The following is a 22,696-nucleotide window of genomic DNA, read 5'->3' on the forward strand; positions in this document are numbered from 1 at the left end:
CTCAGCCTTATGACTAGATTTTTAAAGATTCTTGGCTCGGTAATACTCGTACTTTCCATCGCCATTGTTATTCTAATTATTTTTGATTTCGGTTATATTTTCCGCGGAATTCAAGCCACATATTTTCAAGGGCACAATACAGCTTTTATAGATGATTATCCGCATTTTGAAAACAGGCTGATCGAAGCAGGAACCGGAAACGATAAATGGCCGGAACATTCAAATTATAACTCTGTTTCATCAACTCAAGATCTAACAGAATTAAACCAAGAACTGGAAACCGCTGCTTTTTTAATTATTAAAAATGACAGTATTTGGTTTGAGAAATATTACCAGGAATATGGCCCAGATTCTAAAACAAATTCGTTTTCTATGGCCAAAAGTATTGTTTCGGCATTACTGGGGAGCGCTATTAAAGATGGGTATATTAAAAGTTTAGAGCAACCGGTTTCCGATTTTTTCCCTCAGTTTAAGTCTGATTTAAAAGTAGGAGACCTGGCTTCTATGTCTTCTGGCCTAAACTGGAATGAGAATTACTACAATCCCTTCGGTATGACTGCAAGGGCTTATTTCGATGAAAACATTCGTGAACTAGTACTACGCCTAAAAGTAACCGGAACTCCCGGAGAGAGCTTTAAATACCTTAGTGGCAATACTATTTTACTTGGGATGGTTATAGAAAAAGCCACCGGAGAGAATCTTTCAGAATATTTAAGTGAGAATTTATGGAAACCAATGAATATGCAACACGACGCGCTGTGGCAATTAGACAGCGAAGAAAGCGGGATGGAGAAGGCTTATTGTTGCATAGCTTCTAACGCCCGGGATTTTGCAAGATTTGGGAAACTTTATAAAAATAAAGGGCAATGGAATGGAAAACAGTTGCTGAGCCCTGAATTTGTTGAGCAATCTACTGAGCCACGTTTTGAAGATAGTCCCCAATATGGCTATGGTTTTTGGCTTAGCGATTATAAAGACAAAGATATTTTTTATATGCGTGGCATTCACGGTCAATACGTTATCGTTATTCCCGAAGACGATCTAATTATTGTAAGATTGGGGGAAAACCTGATTAAAAAAGACGAAGACGAAGAGCACGCGCCCGATTTCTATAAGTATATTGATGAGACTTATAAAATGCTAAATGATGTTGCAAACAATTAAGCTAGAGCATATTCTCTTTCTAGATATTGAAACCGTACCAGAATTTGAAAATTTCAATGAACTCTCTGAAGAAAAAAAGTTACTCTGGGAAGAGAAAACTCAATACCAGCGCAAAGACGAATTTACTGCAGAACAGTTTTATGACCGTGCCGGAATTTGGGCAGAGTTTGGTAAGATTGTTTGTATCTCCGTTGGTTTTTTCAGCTTTAAAAATGGCGACAGAACTTTTAGACTTACCACTTTTAAAGATGAAGAAAGAATTCTACTTCAACAGTTTTCAGAATTATTAAAAGAACATTTCTCAAAACCTCAGCATTTACTTTGTGCACACAATGGCAAGGAATTAGATTTTCCCTTCATTGCACGCAGAATGCTAATTCATAATCTCCCACTACCTTTAAAACTAAATCTGTTTGGAAAAAAGCCCTGGGAAGTGCCGCATTTGGACACTTTGGAGTTATGGAAATTTGGAGATTATAAACACTTTACTTCTTTAAAATTATTGACCAACGTTCTAAAAATTCCTTCTCCTAAAGATGATATTTCAGGTAGTGATGTAAGAAACGTTTTCTACAACGATAAAGATCTGGACCGTATTGTTAGTTACTGTGAAAAAGATGTACTCGCCATTGCACAGGTTATTTTAAAACTGCGGCAGGAAAAACTATTGGAAGCTCCAGAAGTGGTTAGTGTATAAAATTAGCACGTTCGGCAGATGAGTTTTATCAGCTATTAAGACATTTTAACCTAAGCTAAAGAATTTCTCTTAATTTTTTCACTAACTTGAAGTATATAACTATTAAAACCATAAAATTATGTATTTGTATATTGAAATGTGGAATGTAACCGGAAAGTGGATAGACCTGTCTAAAGATAAAAGACGGGAGCTCATGGAAAATATGCAAGATAGAATTACCGGTTTGAAAGAGAATGGTGTAGAAAATCTAGGCTGGGCTTTAAATGATGAACACACTCATTACCGAAGCCAGTACCGCTACGTTACGGTTTGGAAAATGCCTTCTATAGATAATGTAGAAACTTTGGAAGAGAACTTAAAGAAAGTAGGTTGGTACGATTATTTCTCCCAGGCCAATACGCGTGGAAAAATTATTTCGCAAAAAGAAGCTATTGATTTCTTGGTAGATCTTGAAGCTGAATCTACTTCACTAACTTAAATACGAATTAAAATAGAAATATTTTCCGGCAGTAATTTAAAGTTACTGCCGGATTTTTTTATAACTGCATTTCAGGAATATCACCTTCTACAAGTAACTTTCCTTCAGTTGCTTTTTGAATTTCTTCTACACTTACTCCGGGAGCTCTTTCCAGCAATTTAAAACCATCTTTAGTAACTTCAATAACCGCCAGGTTAGTTACAATTTTAGTTACACAGGCCACGCCGGTTAAAGGCAGCGAACATTTTTTAAGCAATTTAGAATCCCCTGCTTTGTTGGTATGCATCATCGCTACGATAATATTTTCAGCACTGGCTACAAGATCCATAGCACCACCCATACCTTTTACCATTTTCCCCGGTATTTTCCAATTGGCGATGTCGCCATTTTCGGCAACTTCCATAGCTCCTAAAATAGTAAGATCTACGTGTTGGCCGCGAATCATTCCGAAGCTCATTGCTGAATCAAAGAAACTCGCACCGGGAAGTGCAGTTATGGTTTGTTTTCCAGCATTAATAAGATCGGCATCTTCTTCTCCTTCCAGTGGAAAAGGTCCCATTCCCAGGATTCCGTTTTCACTCTGAAATTCTACTTCTATATCATCGCGTACAAAATTGGCTACGAGGGTAGGAATTCCAATTCCCAAATTCACATAATACCCATCTTTCACCTCTTTGGCAATACGTTTTGCTATTCCTTCTTTGTCTAACATAATTCTAATTTTGTCATTTCCGCGAAGGCGGAAATCTATATTTTTTCAAAAAACCAGATTCGAAAAGACCATAAAATCACTATTGAAAAATGAATGATTCTCAAATTATCACATTTTCAAATCTTCAAATCATAGTTTATAAAACATTCGTCAATTAGTTATTTGTTCAATGGTCACTTTTAACCATCAACCTTTAACTCACTTTTCGAACTGTTCTTTTCTCAATTCGCTTTTCGTAATTTTTTCCTTCAAAAATGCGTTGTACAAATATTCCCGGAATATGAATCTGGTTCGGGTCCAGTTCTCCCGGTTCTACCAGTTCTTCCACCTCAACAACAGTCACTTTAGCGGCACCACACATTAGCGGATTAAAATTACGGGCAGTTCCTTTAAAAATAAGATTTCCGGCTTTATCACCTTTCCAGGCTTTTACAAATGCAAAATCTGCTTTAAAGGCTTTTTCTAATACATACATTTTTCCATCAAACTCGCGTGTTTCCTTAAACTGGGAAACCTCGGTACCGTAACCGGCAGGCGTATATATAGCGGGAAAACCCTGTTGTGCAGCCTGGCAACGCGCAGCTAATGTTCCCTGCGGAATAAGCTCTACATCCAGCTCTTCGCTAAGCATTTGGCGCTCAAACTCGTCGTTTTCTCCCACATAGGAAGAAACCATCTTATATATTTGTTTCTTTTGAAGTAAAAGTCCGAGGCCAAAGTCATCTACCCCGGCGTTATTGGAAATGCAGGTAAGGTTCTTTACATTAAGACGAACTAATTCTGAAATGGCATTTTCTGGGATACCGCTAAGGCCAAAACCTCCCAGCATAAACGTCATACCATCTTCTACGCCCTGCAAAGCATCCTTTACATTTGCTACAGTTTTTCTAATCATCGGTATTAAATTTTACCGAAAAATACGAAAATAAAAATGCTGCTACAATGCTTTTAGGCTTGTAGATTATATTTTCCTGAAAAATAAAGCTGAATTTTTGCTAAATAATCAAAAACCACAAGCCAAGACCTAGAGGTATGAATCGGGATATAAAAATTACGGGATTCGCCTGGAGGAATTAAACCCTCTAGAGGGCTTAAAAATCAAGTTCGTCTGGTACACTATCGGTTTGAGATTGATTTTCCTGATTATACTGCTCGCAGTCTGTCGCAATAGAAAGATTATCAGGTCTTGGAAATGCTTCTTGTGAAACATCAAGTTCTTCGTCTGCATAAAGATCTTTCATATACATTCCCCAAATTGGTAACGCCATAGTAGCACCCTGGCCGTATTTTAGTGATGGAAAATGCACGGCACGATCTTCTGCACCAACCCAAACGCCGGTTACGAGGTTAGGAACCATTCCCATAAACCAACCGTCACTTTGGTTTTGTGTGGTTCCGGTTTTCCCGGCAATAGGATTCTTAAAATCGTAAGGATAACCGGTTACCCCGCGTTTGTAATGGTCAAATTCTTTAGCATAAGTTCCACGTAAACGAACTCCAGAACCGTTTTGTGTTACGCCTTCTAAGAGATTTACCGTCACATAAGCAGCTTCCTTATTAAGTACATCGCGAGTTTGCGGTACGTGCTGATATAGCACCGTACCATTTTTATCTTCAATTCGGTTTACAATCACCGGTTTCACATAAACACCTTCATTTACAAAAGTGCTATAAGCAGAAACCATTTCAAAAAGGCTCATATCCTCGGTACCTAAAGCAATTGCCGGTCCGTTCGAAAAGTTTTCAGTATCCACACCCAATTTCTTAACCAAATCAAGAACCGGCCCCGGACCTGTTTTATCAATTAGCCTGGCTGTTACGGTATTCACAGATTGCGCGAGCGCATTTTTTAAACTAATCATCCCGTCGTATTTTCCGTTAGCATTTCCTGGAGACCAATCTTTAACATTCCCGTATTTACCGGCTTCAATAGTAAACCTGTTTTTAGGCATCATATCACATGGAGAAAGCTTTAATTGATCTATTGCCGTAGCATAAACAAATGGCTTAAAGGTAGAACCTACCTGGCGTTTCCCTTGTTTTACGTGATCGTATTTAAAATGTTTAAAGTTAGTTCCACCAACCCAGGCTTTCACTTCTCCTGTTTGTGGCGTCATAGACATTAAACCTGCTTGCAAAAATCCTTTATAATAGAATATAGAATCCTTAGGCGTCATAATAGTGTCCTTAATACCATCCCAGGAAAAAACACGCATGTTAGTTTCTTTATCGAAGGAGGCCAGAATATCTTCTTCAGATTTGCCCTGATCTTCCATTTCCCGCCATCTTACGGAGCGTCGCATAGCACTTTTTACAATATTATTGATCTGTCCCTGGTCTAAATCCCGAAACGGTGCGGTTTTATTTCTTTCATTTTGCCTGTCAAATTCTTTCTGAAGATGAGAAATATGCTTTTCCACAGCGGTTTCAGCATACTGTTGCATTTTAGAATCTATGCTGGTATAAATTTTTAGCCCATCACGGTAAAGACTGTATTCAGTCCCGTCAGGTTTTGGATTTTTTTCTATCCAGTCTTTCATAAATCCTTGCAGGTATACACGAAAATAGGTTGCCATACCTTCATCGTGCCCTTCAGGAGAAAAATCGAGGTTTAATGGTAATTTCTGAAGAGAATTTTTTTCCTGTTCAGACAAATATCCATTTTTATGCATTTGAACAAAAACCTGGTTACGACGCTGTTTTACTAGTTCTGGCCTACGCACAGGATTGTATAGAGCAGCGTTTTTAAGCATAGCCACCAATACCGCCGATTCTTCTATATTAAGATCTTTAGCTTCTTTTCCGAAGTAAATTTTTGAAGCTGAACGAATTCCCACTGCCTGGTACACAAAATCGTATTTATTAAAATACATGGTAATAATTTCCTCTTTAGTGTACTGGCGTTCTAACCTTGTAGCAATAATCCATTCTTTTACCTTTTGTAAGATCCTGGCAAAAGGATTATTGGATACCTGATCTGTAAATAATAATTTGGAAAGCTGCTGGGTAATTGTACTCGCACCACCTCTTGTTCCCAGGTAAACCGCGGCTCTAATTGTTCCCTTTGCATCTATCCCGGCGTGTTTATAAAAACGTTCATCTTCAGTAGCAACAAGAGCTTCAACCAGGTGGTCAGGAAGATCGTCGTATTTTATAGGTGTGCGGTTTTCACTATAATATTTTCCCAAAGTTTCCCCATCTGAAGAGAAAATTTCGGTAGCAAGATTAGTTTCAGGGTTTTCAAGCTCTTCAAAATCGGGCATCTTACCAAAAGCGCCCCAGCCTGCCATTAGGAAAATTAAAACTACAGCTAATAATCCAATACCAAAAAGTGTCCAAAATCCAATAATATAAGGCCTTTTACTGGTTTTGGTCTTTTGCTGCTTCTTTTTTGTTCCGGCCATTTATGTAAAATATTATTGCAGGTCTTTTTCTATCCTGAAACCTACGTGGGTAATTCCTTCTAAATTTTCTATTCCATCAACCTGGTCGTTTTTACGCATTGCCTGTTTTATGGCAATCCTATATTCACCGGGTTCAGTAAAACTCACATTTTCTTTATACCAGAGCTTACTTTCTTTTACATCACCAAAACCTGTACCAAGCCAGGTTCCATCTGGCGCTGCCATCTCATATTCCAGGGTATCAGTAATTACTTTTCCCTGCGGAAAACGCATCTCGGTAATTAAAAATAAATTTCTGTAATTATAATCTTTATTATTTCTAACGTTTATAAACAGGTTATAATTTTGTAGCGAGTCTAACTTTCCCAATTTAAAAACCAGGGTAGAATCTTTATCCCAACCGTCGGTTACAGGTTTGTATTCGTCATAAACCCGCTTTTTATCACAGGAAGTCAATAAGGCAAAGGCGCCAATAAAAATTAAAAATACCCAGGCATTACGCATTCTTAGAAGGTTTTCCTTTACGTTTTTTTCGTTTTTTTGACTTGTTCTTTTTTTGCTGACCTTTAGGCTTATCAAAACGCGTTAAGCTATCCTGCCCAACCACATTATTAAAATCTGGTTTCTCTTCAATTTGAAGCTGAACTTCAAACTCTTCAAGGCTACCAACATCTTCTTTCTTACGATTTGAAGCTATAATTTTATTGGCCTGCTCTGCGGTTAATTTATGCCAGTTCATCCATTCACCCTCGTAGGCATACCAAAGTACACCTTGAAAAATGTCTATTTTCTGGCAAACTGCAGTTCCTTTTTTGGTAAAAAGTTTAGTATCGGTTCTTGGAAATGTTTTTAAAGCTTCCAGGTAAGAATCCAGCTCGTAGTTGAGGCAACATTTTAACTTTCCGCATTGTCCCGCTAATTTCTGCGGATTTAAGGATAATTGCTGATATCTCGCTGCAGAAGTACTTACCGATCTAAAATCTGTAAGCCAAGTAGAACAACAAAGTTCCCGGCCGCAAGAGCCAATTCCACCAAGGCGGGCAGCTTCCTGTCTTAATCCAATTTGGCGCATTTCTATACGCGTATTAAATTCTCGTGCAAACTCCTTGATTAACTGACGAAAATCTACGCGATCATCTGCTGTATAATAGAAAGTTGCTTTTGAAGCGTCCCCCTGAAATTCGATATCGCTAATCTTCATACTAAGATTAAGGCGAATGGCAATTTCACGAGCGCGTTTCTTTATCGCTTCTTCCCTGCTGCGAACTTCCTCCCAAACATCAATATCTTTTTGGGTGGCTTTTCGGTAAATCTTTAAAACTTCTTCGCTATCGGGTTTTACTTTTTTCTTCTTCATTTGTACCCTAACCAATTCTCCGGTAAGGCTTACCATTCCCACATCGTGGCCGGGAGAAGCTTCTACAGCTACTACATCTCCCATACTAAGGCTAAGGTTTTCGGTATTTTTAAAAAAGTGTTTTCTTCCGTTTTTAAAGCGAACTTCTACATAATTAAAAGGTTCTACACCGTTAGGCATAGACATATTTGAAAGCCAATCGAATACAGAAAGTTTATTACAGGAATCTGTACCACAGGTTCCGTTATTTTTACATCCTTTTGGCTGACCGTCTTTGGTTGAGCAACTGCTACAAGCCATAAATATTTATATGTTGTAAGTCTTGCAAACTAATTTGCAGACTTTTGGGTTTATATTGAGATTCTAAAAAGGTAAATATACCAATATTAATTGGCACTCCCTTTTTAGAACGCTGTGTTAACTTTTATATTTTAAAACCTCCGAACGCCCTTTTTTGAATATTTTATTGCTATTTCCTTTTCCCTTTCTAAGGGCTTTTTGCTCTTCGTACGGCAATGCAGCAACCTCCATACAATCTGTAGAACAACAATTATTCATTTTTTCGGCACATTCTTCACACTGAATAAACAGTAAGTGACAGGCTTCATTAGCGCAATTTACATGGGTATCGCAAGCTTTTCCGCACTGGTGACAATTTGCGATCACTTCTTCTGAAATTTGCTCGGCACGCCGATGATCAAAAACAAAATTCTTACCTATAAACTTGTTTTCCAGTTTTTGCTTTTCAACCTGGCGGGCATATTCAATAATTCCACCTTCCAGTTGATACACATTCTTAAAGCCTTTATGCTTATAATATGCGCTAGCCTTTTCACACCTAATACCACCGGTGCAATACATTACCAGGTTCTTATCTTCTTTATAATCTTTAAGATCGTTCTCTATAATTGGCAAAGAATCTCTAAACGTATCTACATCTGGCTTTATGGCTCCCTGAAAATGACCAATTTCACTCTCGTAATGGTTACGCATATCTACCAATACTGTATTAGGGTCGCTAATAAGGTCGTTGAATTTTAAAGCATCTACGTGAACACCTTTATTGGTAACATCAAAAGTGCTATCGTTAAGTCCGTCAGCTACTATTTTATCACGAACTTTAACCTTCAGCTTTAAAAAAGCCTTAGCATCGTGTTCAATAGCGATATTTAGTCTCACGCCTTCAAGAAAATAAATATTATCTATAAATTCTTTAAATTCTTCAAATCGTGTTGCCGGAACAGAAAGTTGGGCATTAATCCCCTCGTGCGCAACATAAATGCGGCCAAGCACATCCATTTGGTCCCAGGCGATAAAAAGATGATTTCTGAATAAATGTGGATTGCCAATTCTGGCATAGGCATAAAAAGAGAGCGTTAAACGGTCTTCTCCCGCTTCGTCTATAAGTGTTTCCCTCTCTTTAGCGCTTAATTTATTGTACAGTTGCATGCTATACTAATTAGTTAAGGTTAAAGAAATTTTTTGCAAAGATACGTTTAAATTTCAAGGAAGAAAAAATGCCCTGAAAATTGAATTCCCAGGGCATTTTTTGTGTGGCTAATTCGGTTTGTAATCTTTTTTACATTCTTTCATAAATTAGATTTTAAAATTCTAGCCACCATCTACCCGGCAACTCACATTCAGCAAAATAATCGCTGAAGCATCAAAAACACCAGGCATAAGCAGACTTTTTTTCAAAAATCTCATAGGCAGAGTTAATTTTTAAATTTCTATTTGGTTTACTACCTCTTTGCAAGTACAGCGAGGCATATGGCTCAAAAAATTAAAATACTTCAACAAAATTGTTTCAGCATTTTAAATCTTTCATATATCGTAAATATACAAAAGCCGCTCATATAAAATTGTGATGCAGGAAAACTTATAGTAATTTAGCAACTCTCTAAATAGATTATTCAAATTATGAGCAACGATAAAGAAAAAGAAGCAAAATTAAAAGCCTTAAAGCTTACCCTCGACAAAATGGATAAAACCTACGGAAAGGGTACCGTGATGAAGATGAGTGACCAGGCCGTAGTAGATATAGATGCCATTTCTACCGGTTCTTTAGGTTTAGATTTAGCCATGGGTGTTGGAGGATATCCCCGTGGAAGGGTTATTGAAATTTATGGACCTGAATCTTCGGGTAAAACAACTTTAACCTTACACGCCATAGCTGAAGCTCAGCAAAAAGGAGGCATCGCTGCCTTTATTGATGCAGAACATGCTTTTGACCGTTTTTATGCAGAAAAACTTGGTGTAGATATAGAGAACCTTATTATTTCGCAACCAGATAATGGAGAACAGGCACTGGAAATTGCCGATAATTTAATCCGGTCTGGAGCAATAGATATTATTGTGATAGACTCGGTTGCTGCGCTTACCCCTAAAAGTGAAATTGAAGGTGAAATGGGAGATTCTAAAATGGGATTACACGCCCGTTTAATGTCTCAAGCCCTTAGAAAACTCACCTCTTCTATTAGCAAAACCCATTGTACCGTAATCTTTATTAACCAGTTAAGGGAAAAGATTGGGGTTATGTTTGGAAACCCCGAAACTACTACCGGTGGTAATGCCTTAAAATTCTATGCTTCAGTACGTTTAGATATTAGACGTTCTACCCAAATAAAAGATAGCAATAGTAATGTTATGGGTAATAAAACCCGTGTAAAAGTGGTGAAAAACAAAGTTGCCCCACCATTTAAAATGGCTGAATTTGACATTATGTATGGCGAAGGAATATCTAAAATTGGAGAAATTATAGATATTGGTGTAGATTATGAGATCGTGAAAAAGAGCGGTTCCTGGTTTAGCTACGAAGACACTAAATTAGGTCAGGGTCGTGATGCGGTGAAAATTCTGCTTAAAGACAATCCAGATTTAATGGAAGAGCTAGAAGAAAAAATAAAGAATGCTATTAAAGTTGCCAAAGAAGCTTAAGTTCCAGGCTAAATAACAGCAAAGTCTTAAAAATCCCTTAAAAAAAGGGATTTTTTTGTTTCGGCACGCAACCATTTCAATAAAGCTGCATCTATGAAATAGATAACACCTAAATAATAAATTTGAAATGAAAAGAATTGCCCTGTTAATGGTCCTGGCCCTAAGTCTTTACAGTTGCGACACAGATGATGACGGTCCAAATTTGAATTTCACGATCGCAGAAATTACCGGTACTGATTTACCGGAATATTTTGAAATTGGTGAAAGTTATGATTTAGAGGTAACTTACGAGCTACCCAATGCGTGTCATCAATTTTCCAATTTTAGCGTAAATCCTTATGTAGATGAGGAAACCGACTCTACATTTGTAATAGAAATCGCTGCATTAATCTCATACGATGCGAACATTACAGACTGTACAGAAGAAGGAGAATTAACTGATAGTCGGACTATAAGAGATTTAAGAGTTAGTAGTGAAGATTACAATAACTACCAATTTAAATTACTCACGGGAGAAGATGAAAATGGAGAAGCAGAGTTTTTAATTATTGATGTTCCGGTTGGAGAGCCCGAACCAGAAACACCAGAAGAAAATACTAACGCATAACAATCTAAGTTAGTGAGTTTAGAAAAACTCATACATCAGTGTAAAAAGCAGGATATTAGGGCACAGGAAAAGCTTTACCGATTGTACTCCGGTAAACTTTTTGGCCTGTGCCTTAAGTATTCTAATAACTACCAGCAAGCTGAAGACAACTTGCAGGAGGGTTTCATTACCATTTTCAATAAAATCAACCAATATGAAGATAAAGGTTCTTTTGAAGGCTGGATGAAACGTATTGTCATAAACACCACCCTACAAAAGCACCGAAAAGAGAAATATTTTGAGATCATCAACGAAAACCTTCTGGAAGATCCGGAAATAGAAGTTGATGACGAAGAAATTACAACCGATTTTCTATTAGAAAGCATTCAGGATTTGCCAGAACGTTACCGGCAAATTTTTAACCTCTATGCATTAGACGGATTTTCACATAAAGAGATCGCAGAAATGCTGAATATAAGTGTGGGAAGTTCAAAATCTAATTTGGCCCGTGCCAGGCATATTTTGAAGTCTAAAATAGAAAACCACCTCAACGACAATAAGGTGCAATCGCTATGAAAGAAAGAAAAAACATAGACCGGCTATACCAGGAAAAGTTTAGGGATTTTGCCCCCGAACCAAGTCCTGAGTTATGGAATAACATTGCCGGTAAACTGAAGGAGAAAGATCGAAAAAAGCCTTTTATCATTCCGTTATGGATAAAACTTGGCGGAGTTGCCGCAGTTTTAGCGCTGGTTCTTGGCGGATATTTCTTTAGCCAAAATAATTTTACAGAGACACAAGTTGTTTTTGAAGTAGAAGAAAGTGCAAAACCTCAAATAAATTTACCAGAAATCAATAAAAACGAACAGTTTACAAATGCCTCAGAAGTATTGAAAAACAATGTGGATGAAACAATTTATTCAACATCTAAAGATGCAAAAAGCTCATCATCAAATAATAATTCAGCTTTAGCTTCTCAAAATACAAATGTTGAATCTGGCAAGTCACAAATCACTTCAACTGAAAAAGAAAAAGAAAAAGAAAAAGAAAATAATGCGAACAAAATTACGGATGAGTCAGGCGAACAAAATTCAGCTTTAGCGGGAGAAGATCATCAAAATTCCGTAGAAAAAAATATTCAACATCAGGATTTCATCAATCCAAATTCAAAAAACGAACAGCAGAAACCTGAAGCTATTGCTCAAAAGGAAGCGAATAAAACTGAAATAGAAGAGCAATTTTCGACTAAAGACAGCCTGGAAGTAGCCCAACAATTGGCGCAGATTGAAAAAGATAAAAACCTGGAAAAAGAGGAAGATCTTATTGCAGAAACAGGCAAAAAGAAACTGCGTTTAAGCACTTTTGCCGCTCCTGTTTTTTATGATAATATTGGAAAAGGAAACGCGATAGCACCACAATTTGCAGGCAACAACACCAGCTCCCAGGTTAGTATGGCTTATGGAATGAATTTGGCCTATGCTATTTCAGATAAAATAAAGATTAGGAGTGGGATTTCTAAAGTATCTATGAGTTACGATGTAGAAGATATTATGTTTTCTGCCACTGTAAATCCTAATAGTATTAGTTCCATAAATTATGAGTCAGATAATGTGCAATTAGATAGCGCGCCATCGGGACTTCCCGGCAGCCAGCTCGGAAATAGCGACGGAAGTAATTTCTCTGGCACCAATATGGCCTTACCAGGCGAAATCAATCAACAGTTTGGATTTATTGAAGTTCCGCTGGAAATTGAATATAATCTTGTAGATCGTAAAATTGGTATTAACCTAATTGCCGGCGGAAGCAGCCTGTTTTTAGATGAAAATAGTATAAAGGTAAATACCAATAATCAAAACACCAGAATTGGCGAAGCAAACAATATTAATAAAGTTAGTTTTAGCACCAATGTGGGAGTGGGATTAGATTACAAACTTACCGATAGTTTTCAGTTGAATTTAGAACCAATATTTAAATATCAACTAGATACTTTTGATGATGCTCCAGGCGTACGCCCATTCTATTTTGGCGTTTATTCCGGAATAAGTTTCAATTTTTAGCACCTATGAAAGGAGTAGAATCCTTCAGAAGTTTTATTTTGAAGGATTTTCTTGCTCCAAGTCTTTAGTAAGCTCGTCAAAAATTACCTGGCGTGTTTGGTTTCTTAAATTTTTTCTATCGGCAGGCTGCATTCCTTTGGTAGTAATAAATTCATGAATTTTCACGCGAAGTTTCCCCGGCGCTCCGGAAACGAATTTATAAGAAAAGCGCTTTTTATTATCGTAAAAGGTAATGGGAACAATAGGAATTTGATGAGCTATAGCCAATCTAAAGGCTCCGTCTTTAAAACTATCTAAAACCAAAGACCTGTCATTGGGCACACCGCCTTCAGGAAAAATGCAAATACTTTCTCCCATATCTAATCTTCGGCGGGCTTCAGTTACAACATCCTGCTTGCTTTTCGCGCAATTTCTATCTACGGTAATATTTGTTTTTCGGTAGAAAAATCCAAAAACAGGAATTTTAGCAAGCTCCCTTTTCCCTACAAAAATAAATGGTTGTTTAATGATCACCAGCATCATCATAATATCTATCATAGAAGTATGATTTGCCACTAACATGTAGTTCTTCTTGGGGTCAAGTTGCTGCATCCTTTTAATTTCAGGATAAAAACCCATTCCATATAAGATACACTTAGCCCAAATACGGGCGCAAACATAATATTTAGGATAAAGTCTTTCTGCGGAAGAAAACACAACAAGTACCGGAAACATTACCAAAATTGGTAATACAAGTAGAATATAAAACCAGATTCGCCATAAAATAGTAAGTATTGTGCGTAGGATGTTCATAGAAGCCAAAAGTACTAAATTGAACCGAGGGAATTCGGTAAAAAAATTACCTTTGCAGAAAACCGAAAAAAGCAGATGTCCAGAATTCTTACAGGAGTACAAAGCACAGGAACTCCACACTTGGGAAATTTATTGGGAGCAATTTTACCGGCTATAGAAATGGCCAATAAACCCAATAACGATTCTTTTATTTTTATTGCCGATATGCACTCGCTTACCCAAATAAAAGATGCCGAAACTTTAAGAAACAACACCTATTCTGTAGCGGCAACCTGGCTGGCTTGCGGTATAGATATTGAAAAAACCGTTTTTTACCGACAAAGTGATATTCCACAAACGGCAGAGCTTTCCTGGTATTTAAGCTGCTTTTTTCCGTATCAACGCTTAACCTTAGCACATTCTTTTAAAGATAAGTCAGATAGATTAGAAGATGTGAACGCAGGGCTTTTTACCTATCCCATGTTAATGGCTGCAGATATTTTACTTTACGATGCCGAAATTGTACCGGTAGGAAAAGACCAGCTTCAACACTTGGAAATTACTCGCGATGTAGCTTCCCGTTTCCATTCAAAAATGGGTGAGGCTTTTGTAATTCCTGAAGCAAAAGTTCAGGAAAATACGATGTACGTTCCTGGAACCGATGGCGCCAAAATGAGCAAATCTAAAGGCAATACCATAAACCTGTTTGTAACCGATAAAAAGCTTAGGAAACAAATTATGGCTATTGATACTGACAGTACGCCATTGGAAGAACCGAAGAACCCAAACACCTGTAATGTTTTTGCACTTTACAAATTAGTGGCTACAGAAGCACAAATCGCTGAAATGCGCAAGAATTATGAAGCCGGTGGCTTTGGATACGGGCACGCTAAACAGGCTTTATACGAAGTACTTTTAGAGCAGTTTGAAACTCCAAGAAAAAAGTATGAATATTATATGAATAACCTGGAAGAGATTGACAAAGCCCTGGAAGTAGGTGCCGAAAAAGCCAGAAATGTAGCCAATGAGGTTATAAACAGGGTAAGGAAAAAAGTAGGTTACTAGATTAATTCAAATAATTTACCGGGTAATGGGCGTACCACGCCTTTTAATTCCATATTAATTAAAATACCCGCAGTTTTATAAGAGGGAAAGTTACAGTTTATCGCAATGCTATCTAACTGGGCTTTCCCTTCCTTTTGCAGAAAATCTAAAACATTATTTTCTTCCTCATCCAGCTCCACAAACAATTGTTTTTGTACCGGTTTCGCTGATTCTTCCGGTTGCCAATTGAGCATATAAACCAAATCTGCTGCAGAATTCAATAAATGCGCTTTTTGTGATTTTATAAGATCGTTGCAACCTTTACTTAATTTATCTGAAGGCCTTCCCGGCACAGCAAAGACTTCCCGGTTATAAGAATTTGCAATATCTGCAGTAACTAACGAGCCGCCTTTTTCGGCACTTTCTATGACAACGGTTGCTTCGCTTAGACCTGCGATTATTCGGTTTCGTTTTAAAAAATTATTTCTGTCGAAATCATCACTACTCCAAAAATCGGTAAAAAACCCACCGTTTTCTTCCACTGAAGCTACATATTTCTGATGCACTTTTGGATAAATTTGATCTAAGCCGTGTGCAAGGCAACCTATATTCTGCAGGTTATTGGCCACTGCGGCCCTTTGCGCGGTAATATCAACTCCATAGGCGAAGCCAGAAACGATTACCGGGTTTAATGGACTCAATTCCTCTATAAACTTTTCGCAAAAAGCCACACCGCTTTGGGTAATTTTACGCGTACCCACCACACTAATAATCTTTTGATTTTTTAAATTGATATTCCCTCTTTGGAAAAATACCACCGGGCCATCTATACAATGCTTTAGCTTGTCTGGATAATCCTGATCTTTAAAATAAAGTACTTTTATCTGATTCTTTTCAATGAATTTTAGCTCTTCTTCTGCAGCTTTAAGATGAGAGGCATCAAAAAATTCGCGTAAACGGTAGCCACCAATCCCATCAATTTTTAATAAATCCTGCTTTTTCTGCTGTAATACATTTTTAGCCGAACCAAAATGCCTGATCAGTTTCTTGGCAAGTGTATCTCCCAGATTTGGAATATGTTGTAATGCCAGGACATACTGTAATTCTTCAGAAGACATAATTGGATTTTCATTAAAATTACAGAAAAAAAGATTTGTTAATAAAATTTCTTTGGGTAACTTTAGGAGGAATAAAATAACCCCTTATTTTTGCGGCAATGAAGATAGCTAACTACATCCAGGATTTACTTTATCGTTACGAATGCGTAATTCTACCAGGCTTTGGGGCTTTTTTATCCCAAAAAGAACCGGCATTTATAGACAAAGACACCCAAACTTTCCATCCACCCAAAAAAGTGGTTTCTTTTAATTCGCAGTTAAGGAAGAACGATGGGCTTTTGGCAAACTATATTGCTGCAGCGCAAAAAGTATCTTATACTACTTCAGTCAATATGATTGCTGAATTTGTAGAAAAACTGGAAGAATCTTTTAAAGAAGATGGTAAGGTTGAGCTGGAAAATATTGGACGATTCTTTTATTCGGAAGAAAAACTTCAGTTTGAACCTTTTGAACACGTAAATTATCTAACCGATTCTTTTGGGCTCGATAGCTTTAAAACTTCAGCAATTAGCAGGGAAACTTATAAAAAGCAAGTGGAAGAGCTGGAAGAAAAAGCTCCTATACTATTTACTCCTGAAAGAAGAAGAAAAGCTCCTGCTTATCTTAAATATGCCGCTATAGGTCTTATCGCATTGGGAATTTCGGGCTTTGCAGGCTTGAATATTTATAGCAGCCAGGTTTCTAAACACAATATAGCCGAGCAACAACAGGCCCAGGAACAGCTCCAGGAGCAAATTCAACAGGCCACCTTTGTTATTGATAATCCTTTACCGGCAGTTACTTTTAACGTAGCTAAACAAACCGGAAGCTATCATATTGTAGCCGGGGCATTCCGTGTAGAAGAAAATGCGAAAACTAAAGTTGCTGAACTTAGAAAAGAAGGTTTTAAAGCACATCTTCTTGGCGAGAACAAATATGGATTACACCAGGTAGTTTATGCCAGTCACGAAAAAAGACGAGACGCCATAAATATGTTGCGTGAGGTAAAGTCCATTAATGAAGCTGCGTGGCTATTAGTACAGGAACTTTAATAGTTCTTTAAGCTGTAAATTGCCCAAAGCACCTTATTTTTGCCAAAAATTGGCAAAATGCAGGCTAAACACCCAGAAGAATCCAGAACTACTTTAACCGACTTGGTTTTACCCAGTGAAACCAATCCCCTAAATAATTTATTTGGTGGTGAGCTACTCGCCAGAATGGATCGTGCTGCCAGCATTGCTGCAAGAAGGCACAGTCGCCGTATTGTGGTTACCGCATCGGTAAACCACGTAGCGTTTAATAAAGCTGTTCCCTTAGGAAGTGTTGTAACTGTAGAAGCTGCAGTTTCCAGAGCTTTTAAATCTTCTATGGAGATCTTTATTGATGTTTGGGTGGAAGATCGCGAAAGCGGAAACCGTTCTAAAGCCAATGAAGCCATCTACACATTTGTAGCTGTGGACGAAACGGGTTCTCCTGTTGCCGTTCCTCCTTTAGATCCCGAAACAGAGCTGGAAAAAGAGCGCTATGAAGCTGCTTTGCGAAGAAAGCAACTTAGCCTGGTACTTGCAGGAAAAATGAAGCCTAATGAAGCTACAGAACTCAAAGCTTTATTTGAGAGTTAGCCATTCGGGTTTTGTAGATGAAGCCTTACCCCAAAACCAAGTAATAATAAGCTGTGTTTGTTGATATAATCGTGTAGGGTTGGCGGAGTATCAATATCCATTCTGTCCCAACGTAATGTTGCTTTAATAAAAATAGCTCCAGTTTTATCAAACCTATAGCCTAACTCGCTTCGTAACATTAAACTGTTTCCATTTTCAGTAAAACGAGAATCTGGGGCTCGGTTTACATTATTAACCTCCCCAAAACCGGCCAGGGTATGTAAATTCCATTCTTTATTAAAAGCGTGATAATAACCAAGATGAAGTCCTAAATAATGTGAATTAATTCTTTTTATGGCACCGGTATTGCTCAGATCTCCCTCTTTTAAGTCTCCGCTCATATAACTATATTCTCCACCAATAGTTAGAAACGGAAGCACAAACCAGTTAAAATCCAGGCCGAAACCTAACTGAGAATAATTCTCCCAGCTAGAATTATTTACACTATAACCTCTAAAAAATTCCCCGACAAAAAATACGGTTTCAGGATCTGTAGCTACATATTGATTTGGATTTGGTTCGGGGATACTATCTTGCGCAGTTAACGAAAGCGGAAATATGATAGCGAATAGAAAAAGTTTAAAAGTTGAATTCATAAACCGGATTTTCAGGAGTTATTTCAACATTTATTGTATCGTAAACCGCTTCAGCTCTAAATTTATATTTAAACTGAATACTGCTATTCGCTAGAGTTGGGGTTACTATGGTCATTTCACCTTCACCAGGTAACAAACGATTCCAATATTCTCTTTCTGTTTGAAACCGGTAAGAATTATCGTCAATGGTATTACTATTTAAGCCCTGATAAAATTCGGTAGCCGGATATGAAAATCTATAAAACAAGGTATCGCTTCTCGCGGTGGTATTTTTAATCCTAAGCTCAAACCTTTGCGTTTTAGGTAGGTTTATATTTACAAACTCAAAAGAATTTTCTCGCGTTCCTATGGAATCTAAAAAATGTACAGTGGCGTAATCAATATCGTAGTTCTGGTGATCTGGATGATTTATACTTACACCGTAAAAACTATTATCGGTATCTAAACTTACAAAAGAAAATTCCCCGGCCACATTGGTAAAACCTTCGCCCAGGATCTCTTCAGGCCTGGCATTTAGCATAGTACTTTCAGAACCCGAGGCAATAACATTTAAGTTTTCTAAAGGTATATTTTGGGTATCAAGAATATTTCCTGAAACCTGCATTCTTTTGTCGCCAACCACCGAAACACTATGATCGAAACAACTCACAAGCAAAACCAAACTAAAAAGAAGTACTACTTTTTTCATAGGCAAATAACCAGGCTTATACTCTTAAGATGCAAAAAACGAAAAAGGTTGCGTGGGAAAACTACATTTCCAGAATCCAATCTGCCGGATCCATCTTTTGCATATTCTTATAGATCAAAAAGTGCAAAGTAGTTTTTCCAGAGGTGCGGCTGGTAGCCACAGCGCCAAGTTCCTGCCCTGTATTCACTACATCTCCTCTTTTTACATAAACTTTTTCAAGGTTATCGTATATGGTAATATAATCTCCGTGCCTCACCATAACCGCCTTATTGGCTCCTTTTAGCACCTGAACCTCACTCACGGTACCGTTAAAAACAGCGCGGGCTTTTCCTCCCGAATCGGTATCGATATTTACCCCGTTGTTATTTATGCTAATAGATTTCACCACCGGGTGCGGTTGCCTGCCGAAGCGGGAAGTAACCACACCCGAACGCACGGGCCAGGGTAAACGGCCTTTATTTTTTACAAAATCTGCTGCGAGAGCTTTTGCAGCGGGAGTTAATTCATAAACATTTCTTTCGGTAGAGCCGCTTTCCTCGTTAGATTTTGCAATAGACTCACGAATCATTTTCTCAATTTGTGCGTCTATTTTATTGATCTCCTGTTGTTTTTGCCTAATCTGTGCAGCGAATTCACCTTCTTTACTTCTAATATTCTGCATCAAATCCTGCTGCGCTTTTTTGTTCTTTTCCAGTTGAGTTCTGGTTTGCCTGTTTTCAGCAATAAGTGCATCCTTAGCTTCTTTTTGATCGGCTAAATCGGCATTGAGCTCCTGCAGCTCTTCAGTTCTCAATTTAATTTCATCTCCTTGCTGCTTGCGATAATTCGTATACTGTTTCATATATTGCAGACGTTTATAAGCCTGCAAAAAGTTTTCGGAAGATAATAAGAACATTATCCTACTTTGTGAAGATTTGCTTTTGTAAGATTTTTCAATCATCCTGGCATAATCTTCCTTAAGCTGCTCCAGTTCTTCCCTAAGCCTGGAAATTTTATTGGTATTCGCGCTTATTTGATTGGTTAGAAGATTCGCCTGCTGGTTGGTTACTTTTATTAAATTTTCTGTACTTCTTATTTGCTGATCCAAGTCTTCTACCTGACTTAAAACCGAACGCTCCTTTTGTTTATTACTGCTTCTTAGCTCATTTATTCTCCGGATCTCATTCCGAAGTTCCACACGCTTTTTCTCAAGGCTTTCTCGTGTTGTTTGAGCCGACAAATTTCCCGCGGAAAGCAGTAAGAATATAAAACAGAATAATAATCTAGAAAACTTCTTAAACTTCATTATAAACTAATTTCTTCATAACCTGATGGGATATCAAATGGGAAACTTAGATCTCCCCTATCAAATTCCAGTGAGCGGTAAGTAAGTTCTATTTTCGTGCTGCTTCCAGCTTCATTGGCAATAATACTTATTTCTTCCGGAAAAATCTTTCCTTCCACTTCCTGGTAATCAGAATAAGTTACGGTCACACTTTTATTTTCTTCTGTTTGTGCCAGCTGCTGGGCAGAGGTTTTGAAGTTTTTAGGATTCAAAAGAAACATTTTTCTTATTAATCCACCATTTGAAGGCATAAATTGAAAGCCTTTTGCGGTTTGGGAAAATTCAAACTCCTCTTCCCTAAGATCATAAATTGCCTGACCTATGAGTAAATTCTGCAGTTTTTGAAAATCTAAAGGAGTGCCTAAAAGATCACTTAGCAGCCGAAAATCACCGTCAAAATAGGTTTGACTCACCTTTTCGTAATAACTTACCCGAGAAGGCGTGATATAAGCTTTAGCAACTGGAAATCCTAATACCGAAGCACTCATCCAAATCGCTTTATCTTTTTCCATTCTAAAACTCAGATTAACCGATTGCGTGCGATCTTCGTTTTGATAAACCGTTTTTAACCTACCGGTAAGCGTAGTAAAGCGGGTTTCAGAATTATAGTGACTTTCTATAATGTTTGCGGCTTCAGCATTTTTAGTAGCAATTCCTTTTACTCCCTTCCGGCTTCCGCAGGAAACAATAAAAAGGCTTAATAACACTACTCCTAAAATCTTTCTATACATCTATTCTATTTCTTTTATTAAAGCTTCGACTTTACGCGAAAATTCAGCCGATTTCTCTTCTTCTCCGAGTTCCTTCTGGGCCATTTTTAATTGTGTGTAAAAATCGATTTCCATTCTTGGGTTATCAATTAAGTAATCCAGTCCAAATGTAAGTATTTCTATAGCTTCACGATACTCTTCCAATTGGTTTAGTGCAATTCCCTGCAATAAAAACAAAACAGGCTGCGCCGGAAATACCTCTAGCATTTCCTTACTCAAATCCCGGGCCTCTTTATACTTTTCTAACTCTAATTGAAGAAAAATAGTATTTTTTACCAACTGAAAATCTTCAGTATTTTCTGCCAGGCCGGCCTTAAAGAAATTTAAAGCATCTTCCAGTTCCCCGCGTTTCATATAATACTGACCTAATTGACTGTAGAGTTTTGGGGCATTTTCACGCTCGCTAAGCATTTTACTTACCTGCATTAGATCTTCTTCATATTCGGGATTGTTATCTACAAAAATCAGAAAATCATTAAGTACTTTAAATTTTGACTCGGCATCAATTTCTTCGCTTTCAAAAACAATTTTCATTGAATTAACAGCCTCCTCCGGTTCTTCTCTTTCAAGGTGAAATTTATACAATGCCAGATGCACTAAGGTAGATCCCGGATTGGCTTCCAGCAATTGTAAAGCGGTATTATAAGCCTGTTCGTGATCTCCCATATCGCTGTAGATATAAATGAGATTGAGATAATTCTGTTCGTTTTCAGGATTATTAGCAATGCCCTGTTCCAGGTTCTCTATTTGTGCGGCAGTGTCGCCCGTTCGGGCATAAATTTGCCGGCGTAATTTGTTTCGATAAGTACTGGGGCCTTCCTGCTCGTCCAGTTCATCTATAGTTTGAAGCGCTTCTTCAAATTGGCGGTTTAACAGGTAAATATTAGCAAGCTTTTCTTTATAATCTTCGTCAAAGCGCAGTAATTTCAACAGGGTTTCAACGGCGTTATCATATTGCTTTGCCCGCGTATAGGTTTTATAAAGTTGATCTAGAACACCTTCCCTTTTAGGCGCTAATTGATGGGCCTTTTCAAGATTTGCAATCGCTCTATCATAATTCTCTAATTCATTGTAATTCCTGGCCATTTCAAAATAGACCACCGGATTATTTGGTTCCAGTCTTTGGCATTCTTCTAAAGCAACTATGGCTTTTTCGTAATTCTCAATGCCTTTTTGTTTTAAGGCTTCAAAGAATTGCTCCTGAAATTCGTCGGTTACATTTCCAAGATCGTCCTGATTAACATCTTCGAGCTCCACTTCCTTTTCCTGGGCAAAACTTACCTGAAATGAAAACAAGGCTCCTGAAAGCATAGCTATAATGAAGAAGTACTTTTTCATAATTTTCAGGCTAAA

General features: G+C 37.7%; 23 protein-coding genes. 10 read left to right on the forward strand and 13 right to left on the reverse strand.

Annotation, left to right across the window (positions count from 1 at the left end; genetic code table 11):
- The first annotated feature begins 9 nt into the window (after positions 1–9).
- From B5440_RS06310 to B5440_RS06320, 3 genes are all read left to right on the forward strand, one after another.
- Positions 10–1,164 (forward strand): serine hydrolase domain-containing protein, encoded by a 1,155-nt coding sequence (locus tag B5440_RS06310; RefSeq protein WP_070055376.1) that lies wholly within the window; start codon positions 10–12, stop codon positions 1,162–1,164.
- Positions 1,148–1,861, forward strand: a complete 714-nt coding sequence (locus B5440_RS06315) for a 3'-5' exonuclease (RefSeq protein ID WP_070055377.1) — start codon at positions 1,148–1,150, stop codon at positions 1,859–1,861. The genes B5440_RS06310 and B5440_RS06315 overlap by 17 nt, the downstream gene beginning before the upstream one ends.
- Before the next feature lie 118 nt (positions 1,862–1,979).
- Positions 1,980–2,339, forward strand: a complete 360-nt coding sequence (locus B5440_RS06320) for a DUF6616 family protein (protein ID WP_070055378.1) — start codon at positions 1,980–1,982, stop codon at positions 2,337–2,339.
- A gap of 58 nt (positions 2,340–2,397) precedes the next feature.
- Here the strand turns inward: B5440_RS06320 and B5440_RS06325 are convergent, their stop codons facing one another.
- From B5440_RS06325 to trhO, 6 genes are all read right to left on the reverse strand, one after another.
- Positions 2,398–3,051 (reverse strand): CoA transferase subunit B, encoded by a 654-nt coding sequence (locus B5440_RS06325; protein ID WP_070055379.1) that lies wholly within the window; start codon positions 3,049–3,051, stop codon positions 2,398–2,400.
- Between the two features lie 193 nt (positions 3,052–3,244).
- Complete coding sequence (locus B5440_RS06330; RefSeq protein ID WP_070055380.1) at positions 3,245–3,946, reverse strand: CoA transferase subunit A; 702 nt, start codon at positions 3,944–3,946, stop codon at positions 3,245–3,247.
- A 196-nt stretch (positions 3,947–4,142) separates the two neighbouring features.
- Positions 4,143–6,455, reverse strand: a complete 2,313-nt coding sequence (locus B5440_RS06335) for a penicillin-binding protein 1A (protein WP_070055381.1) — start codon at positions 6,453–6,455, stop codon at positions 4,143–4,145.
- Positions 6,456–6,467: 12 nt separating this feature from the next.
- On the reverse strand, positions 6,468–6,959 hold the full coding sequence (locus B5440_RS06340; RefSeq protein ID WP_070055382.1) for a gliding motility lipoprotein GldH: 492 nt from the start codon (positions 6,957–6,959) through the stop codon (positions 6,468–6,470).
- On the reverse strand, positions 6,952–8,112 hold the full coding sequence (locus tag B5440_RS06345) for a PSP1 domain-containing protein (RefSeq protein WP_070055383.1): 1,161 nt from the start codon (positions 8,110–8,112) through the stop codon (positions 6,952–6,954). The genes B5440_RS06340 and B5440_RS06345 overlap by 8 nt, the downstream gene beginning before the upstream one ends.
- 117 nt (positions 8,113–8,229) lie before the next feature.
- Positions 8,230–9,261 carry an oxygen-dependent tRNA uridine(34) hydroxylase TrhO gene (gene trhO / locus B5440_RS06350; RefSeq protein WP_070055384.1) on the reverse strand — a complete coding sequence of 344 codons (1,032 nt, stop codon included), beginning with the start codon at positions 9,259–9,261 and terminating at the stop codon, positions 8,230–8,232.
- Positions 9,262–9,732: 471 nt separating this feature from the next.
- Between trhO and recA the strand changes: the two genes are divergently transcribed.
- From recA to B5440_RS06370, 4 genes are all read left to right on the forward strand, one after another.
- Entirely contained in the window at positions 9,733–10,749 is a 1,017-nt protein-coding gene (gene recA / locus B5440_RS06355) for a recombinase RecA (protein ID WP_070055385.1), read from the forward strand.
- Between the two features lie 127 nt (positions 10,750–10,876).
- The gene (locus B5440_RS06360; protein WP_070055386.1) at positions 10,877–11,356 is read left to right on the forward strand and encodes a hypothetical protein; all 480 of its coding nucleotides are present in this window, start codon (positions 10,877–10,879) and stop codon (positions 11,354–11,356) included.
- A gap of 12 nt (positions 11,357–11,368) precedes the next feature.
- Entirely contained in the window at positions 11,369–11,911 is a 543-nt protein-coding gene (locus B5440_RS06365) for an RNA polymerase sigma factor (RefSeq protein WP_070055387.1), read from the forward strand.
- On the forward strand, positions 11,908–13,392 hold the full coding sequence (locus B5440_RS06370) for a hypothetical protein (protein ID WP_070055388.1): 1,485 nt from the start codon (positions 11,908–11,910) through the stop codon (positions 13,390–13,392). The genes B5440_RS06365 and B5440_RS06370 overlap by 4 nt, the downstream gene beginning before the upstream one ends.
- A gap of 33 nt (positions 13,393–13,425) precedes the next feature.
- On the opposite strand, the gene B5440_RS06375 is transcribed toward B5440_RS06370, so the two are convergent.
- Positions 13,426–14,184, reverse strand: a complete 759-nt coding sequence (locus B5440_RS06375; RefSeq protein WP_070055389.1) for a lysophospholipid acyltransferase family protein — start codon at positions 14,182–14,184, stop codon at positions 13,426–13,428.
- Between the two features lie 75 nt (positions 14,185–14,259).
- Between B5440_RS06375 and trpS the strand changes: the two genes are divergently transcribed.
- Positions 14,260–15,228: a tryptophan--tRNA ligase gene (trpS, locus tag B5440_RS06380; RefSeq protein WP_070055390.1), complete on the forward strand. Its 969-nt coding sequence runs from the start codon at positions 14,260–14,262 to the stop codon at positions 15,226–15,228.
- Here the strand turns inward: trpS and dprA are convergent.
- A complete protein-coding gene (dprA, locus tag B5440_RS06385; protein WP_070055391.1) occupies positions 15,225–16,325 on the reverse strand; it encodes a DNA-processing protein DprA in 1,101 nt (366 codons plus the stop codon). The genes trpS and dprA overlap by 4 nt on opposite strands.
- A gap of 98 nt (positions 16,326–16,423) precedes the next feature.
- Between dprA and B5440_RS06390 the strand changes: the two genes are divergently transcribed.
- Both B5440_RS06390 and B5440_RS06395 read left to right on the forward strand, forming a co-directional pair.
- The gene (locus tag B5440_RS06390; protein ID WP_070055392.1) at positions 16,424–17,356 is read left to right on the forward strand and encodes an HU domain-containing protein; all 933 of its coding nucleotides are present in this window, start codon (positions 16,424–16,426) and stop codon (positions 17,354–17,356) included.
- A gap of 57 nt (positions 17,357–17,413) precedes the next feature.
- A complete protein-coding gene (locus tag B5440_RS06395) occupies positions 17,414–17,926 on the forward strand; it encodes an acyl-CoA thioesterase (protein ID WP_057482416.1) in 513 nt (170 codons plus the stop codon).
- On the opposite strand, the gene B5440_RS06400 is transcribed toward B5440_RS06395, so the two are convergent.
- The 5 genes from B5440_RS06400 to B5440_RS06420 form a co-directional block, all read right to left on the reverse strand.
- The gene (locus tag B5440_RS06400) at positions 17,923–18,561 is read right to left on the reverse strand and encodes an autotransporter domain-containing protein (protein ID WP_070055393.1); all 639 of its coding nucleotides are present in this window, start codon (positions 18,559–18,561) and stop codon (positions 17,923–17,925) included. The genes B5440_RS06395 and B5440_RS06400 overlap by 4 nt on opposite strands.
- Positions 18,545–19,249, reverse strand: coding sequence for a hypothetical protein (locus B5440_RS06405; RefSeq protein ID WP_070055394.1), 705 nt, complete (start codon positions 19,247–19,249; stop codon positions 18,545–18,547). Before B5440_RS06405 ends, B5440_RS06400 begins: the two co-directional genes overlap by 17 nt.
- Before the next feature lie 61 nt (positions 19,250–19,310).
- Positions 19,311–20,534 carry a murein hydrolase activator EnvC family protein gene (locus tag B5440_RS06410; RefSeq protein ID WP_070055395.1) on the reverse strand — a complete coding sequence of 408 codons (1,224 nt, stop codon included), beginning with the start codon at positions 20,532–20,534 and terminating at the stop codon, positions 19,311–19,313.
- Positions 20,534–21,304, reverse strand: a complete 771-nt coding sequence (locus B5440_RS06415; protein ID WP_070055396.1) for a lipoprotein insertase outer membrane protein LolB1 — start codon at positions 21,302–21,304, stop codon at positions 20,534–20,536. Before B5440_RS06415 ends, B5440_RS06410 begins: the two co-directional genes overlap by 1 nt.
- Complete coding sequence (locus tag B5440_RS06420; protein WP_070055397.1) at positions 21,305–22,681, reverse strand: tetratricopeptide repeat protein; 1,377 nt, start codon at positions 22,679–22,681, stop codon at positions 21,305–21,307.
- Positions 22,682–22,696 lie beyond the last annotated feature (15 nt).

It is taken from the genome of Salegentibacter salarius, from assembly GCF_900168265.1.
In the GTDB taxonomy this organism is placed as follows: Bacteria; Bacteroidota; Bacteroidia; order Flavobacteriales; family Flavobacteriaceae; genus Salegentibacter; species Salegentibacter salarius.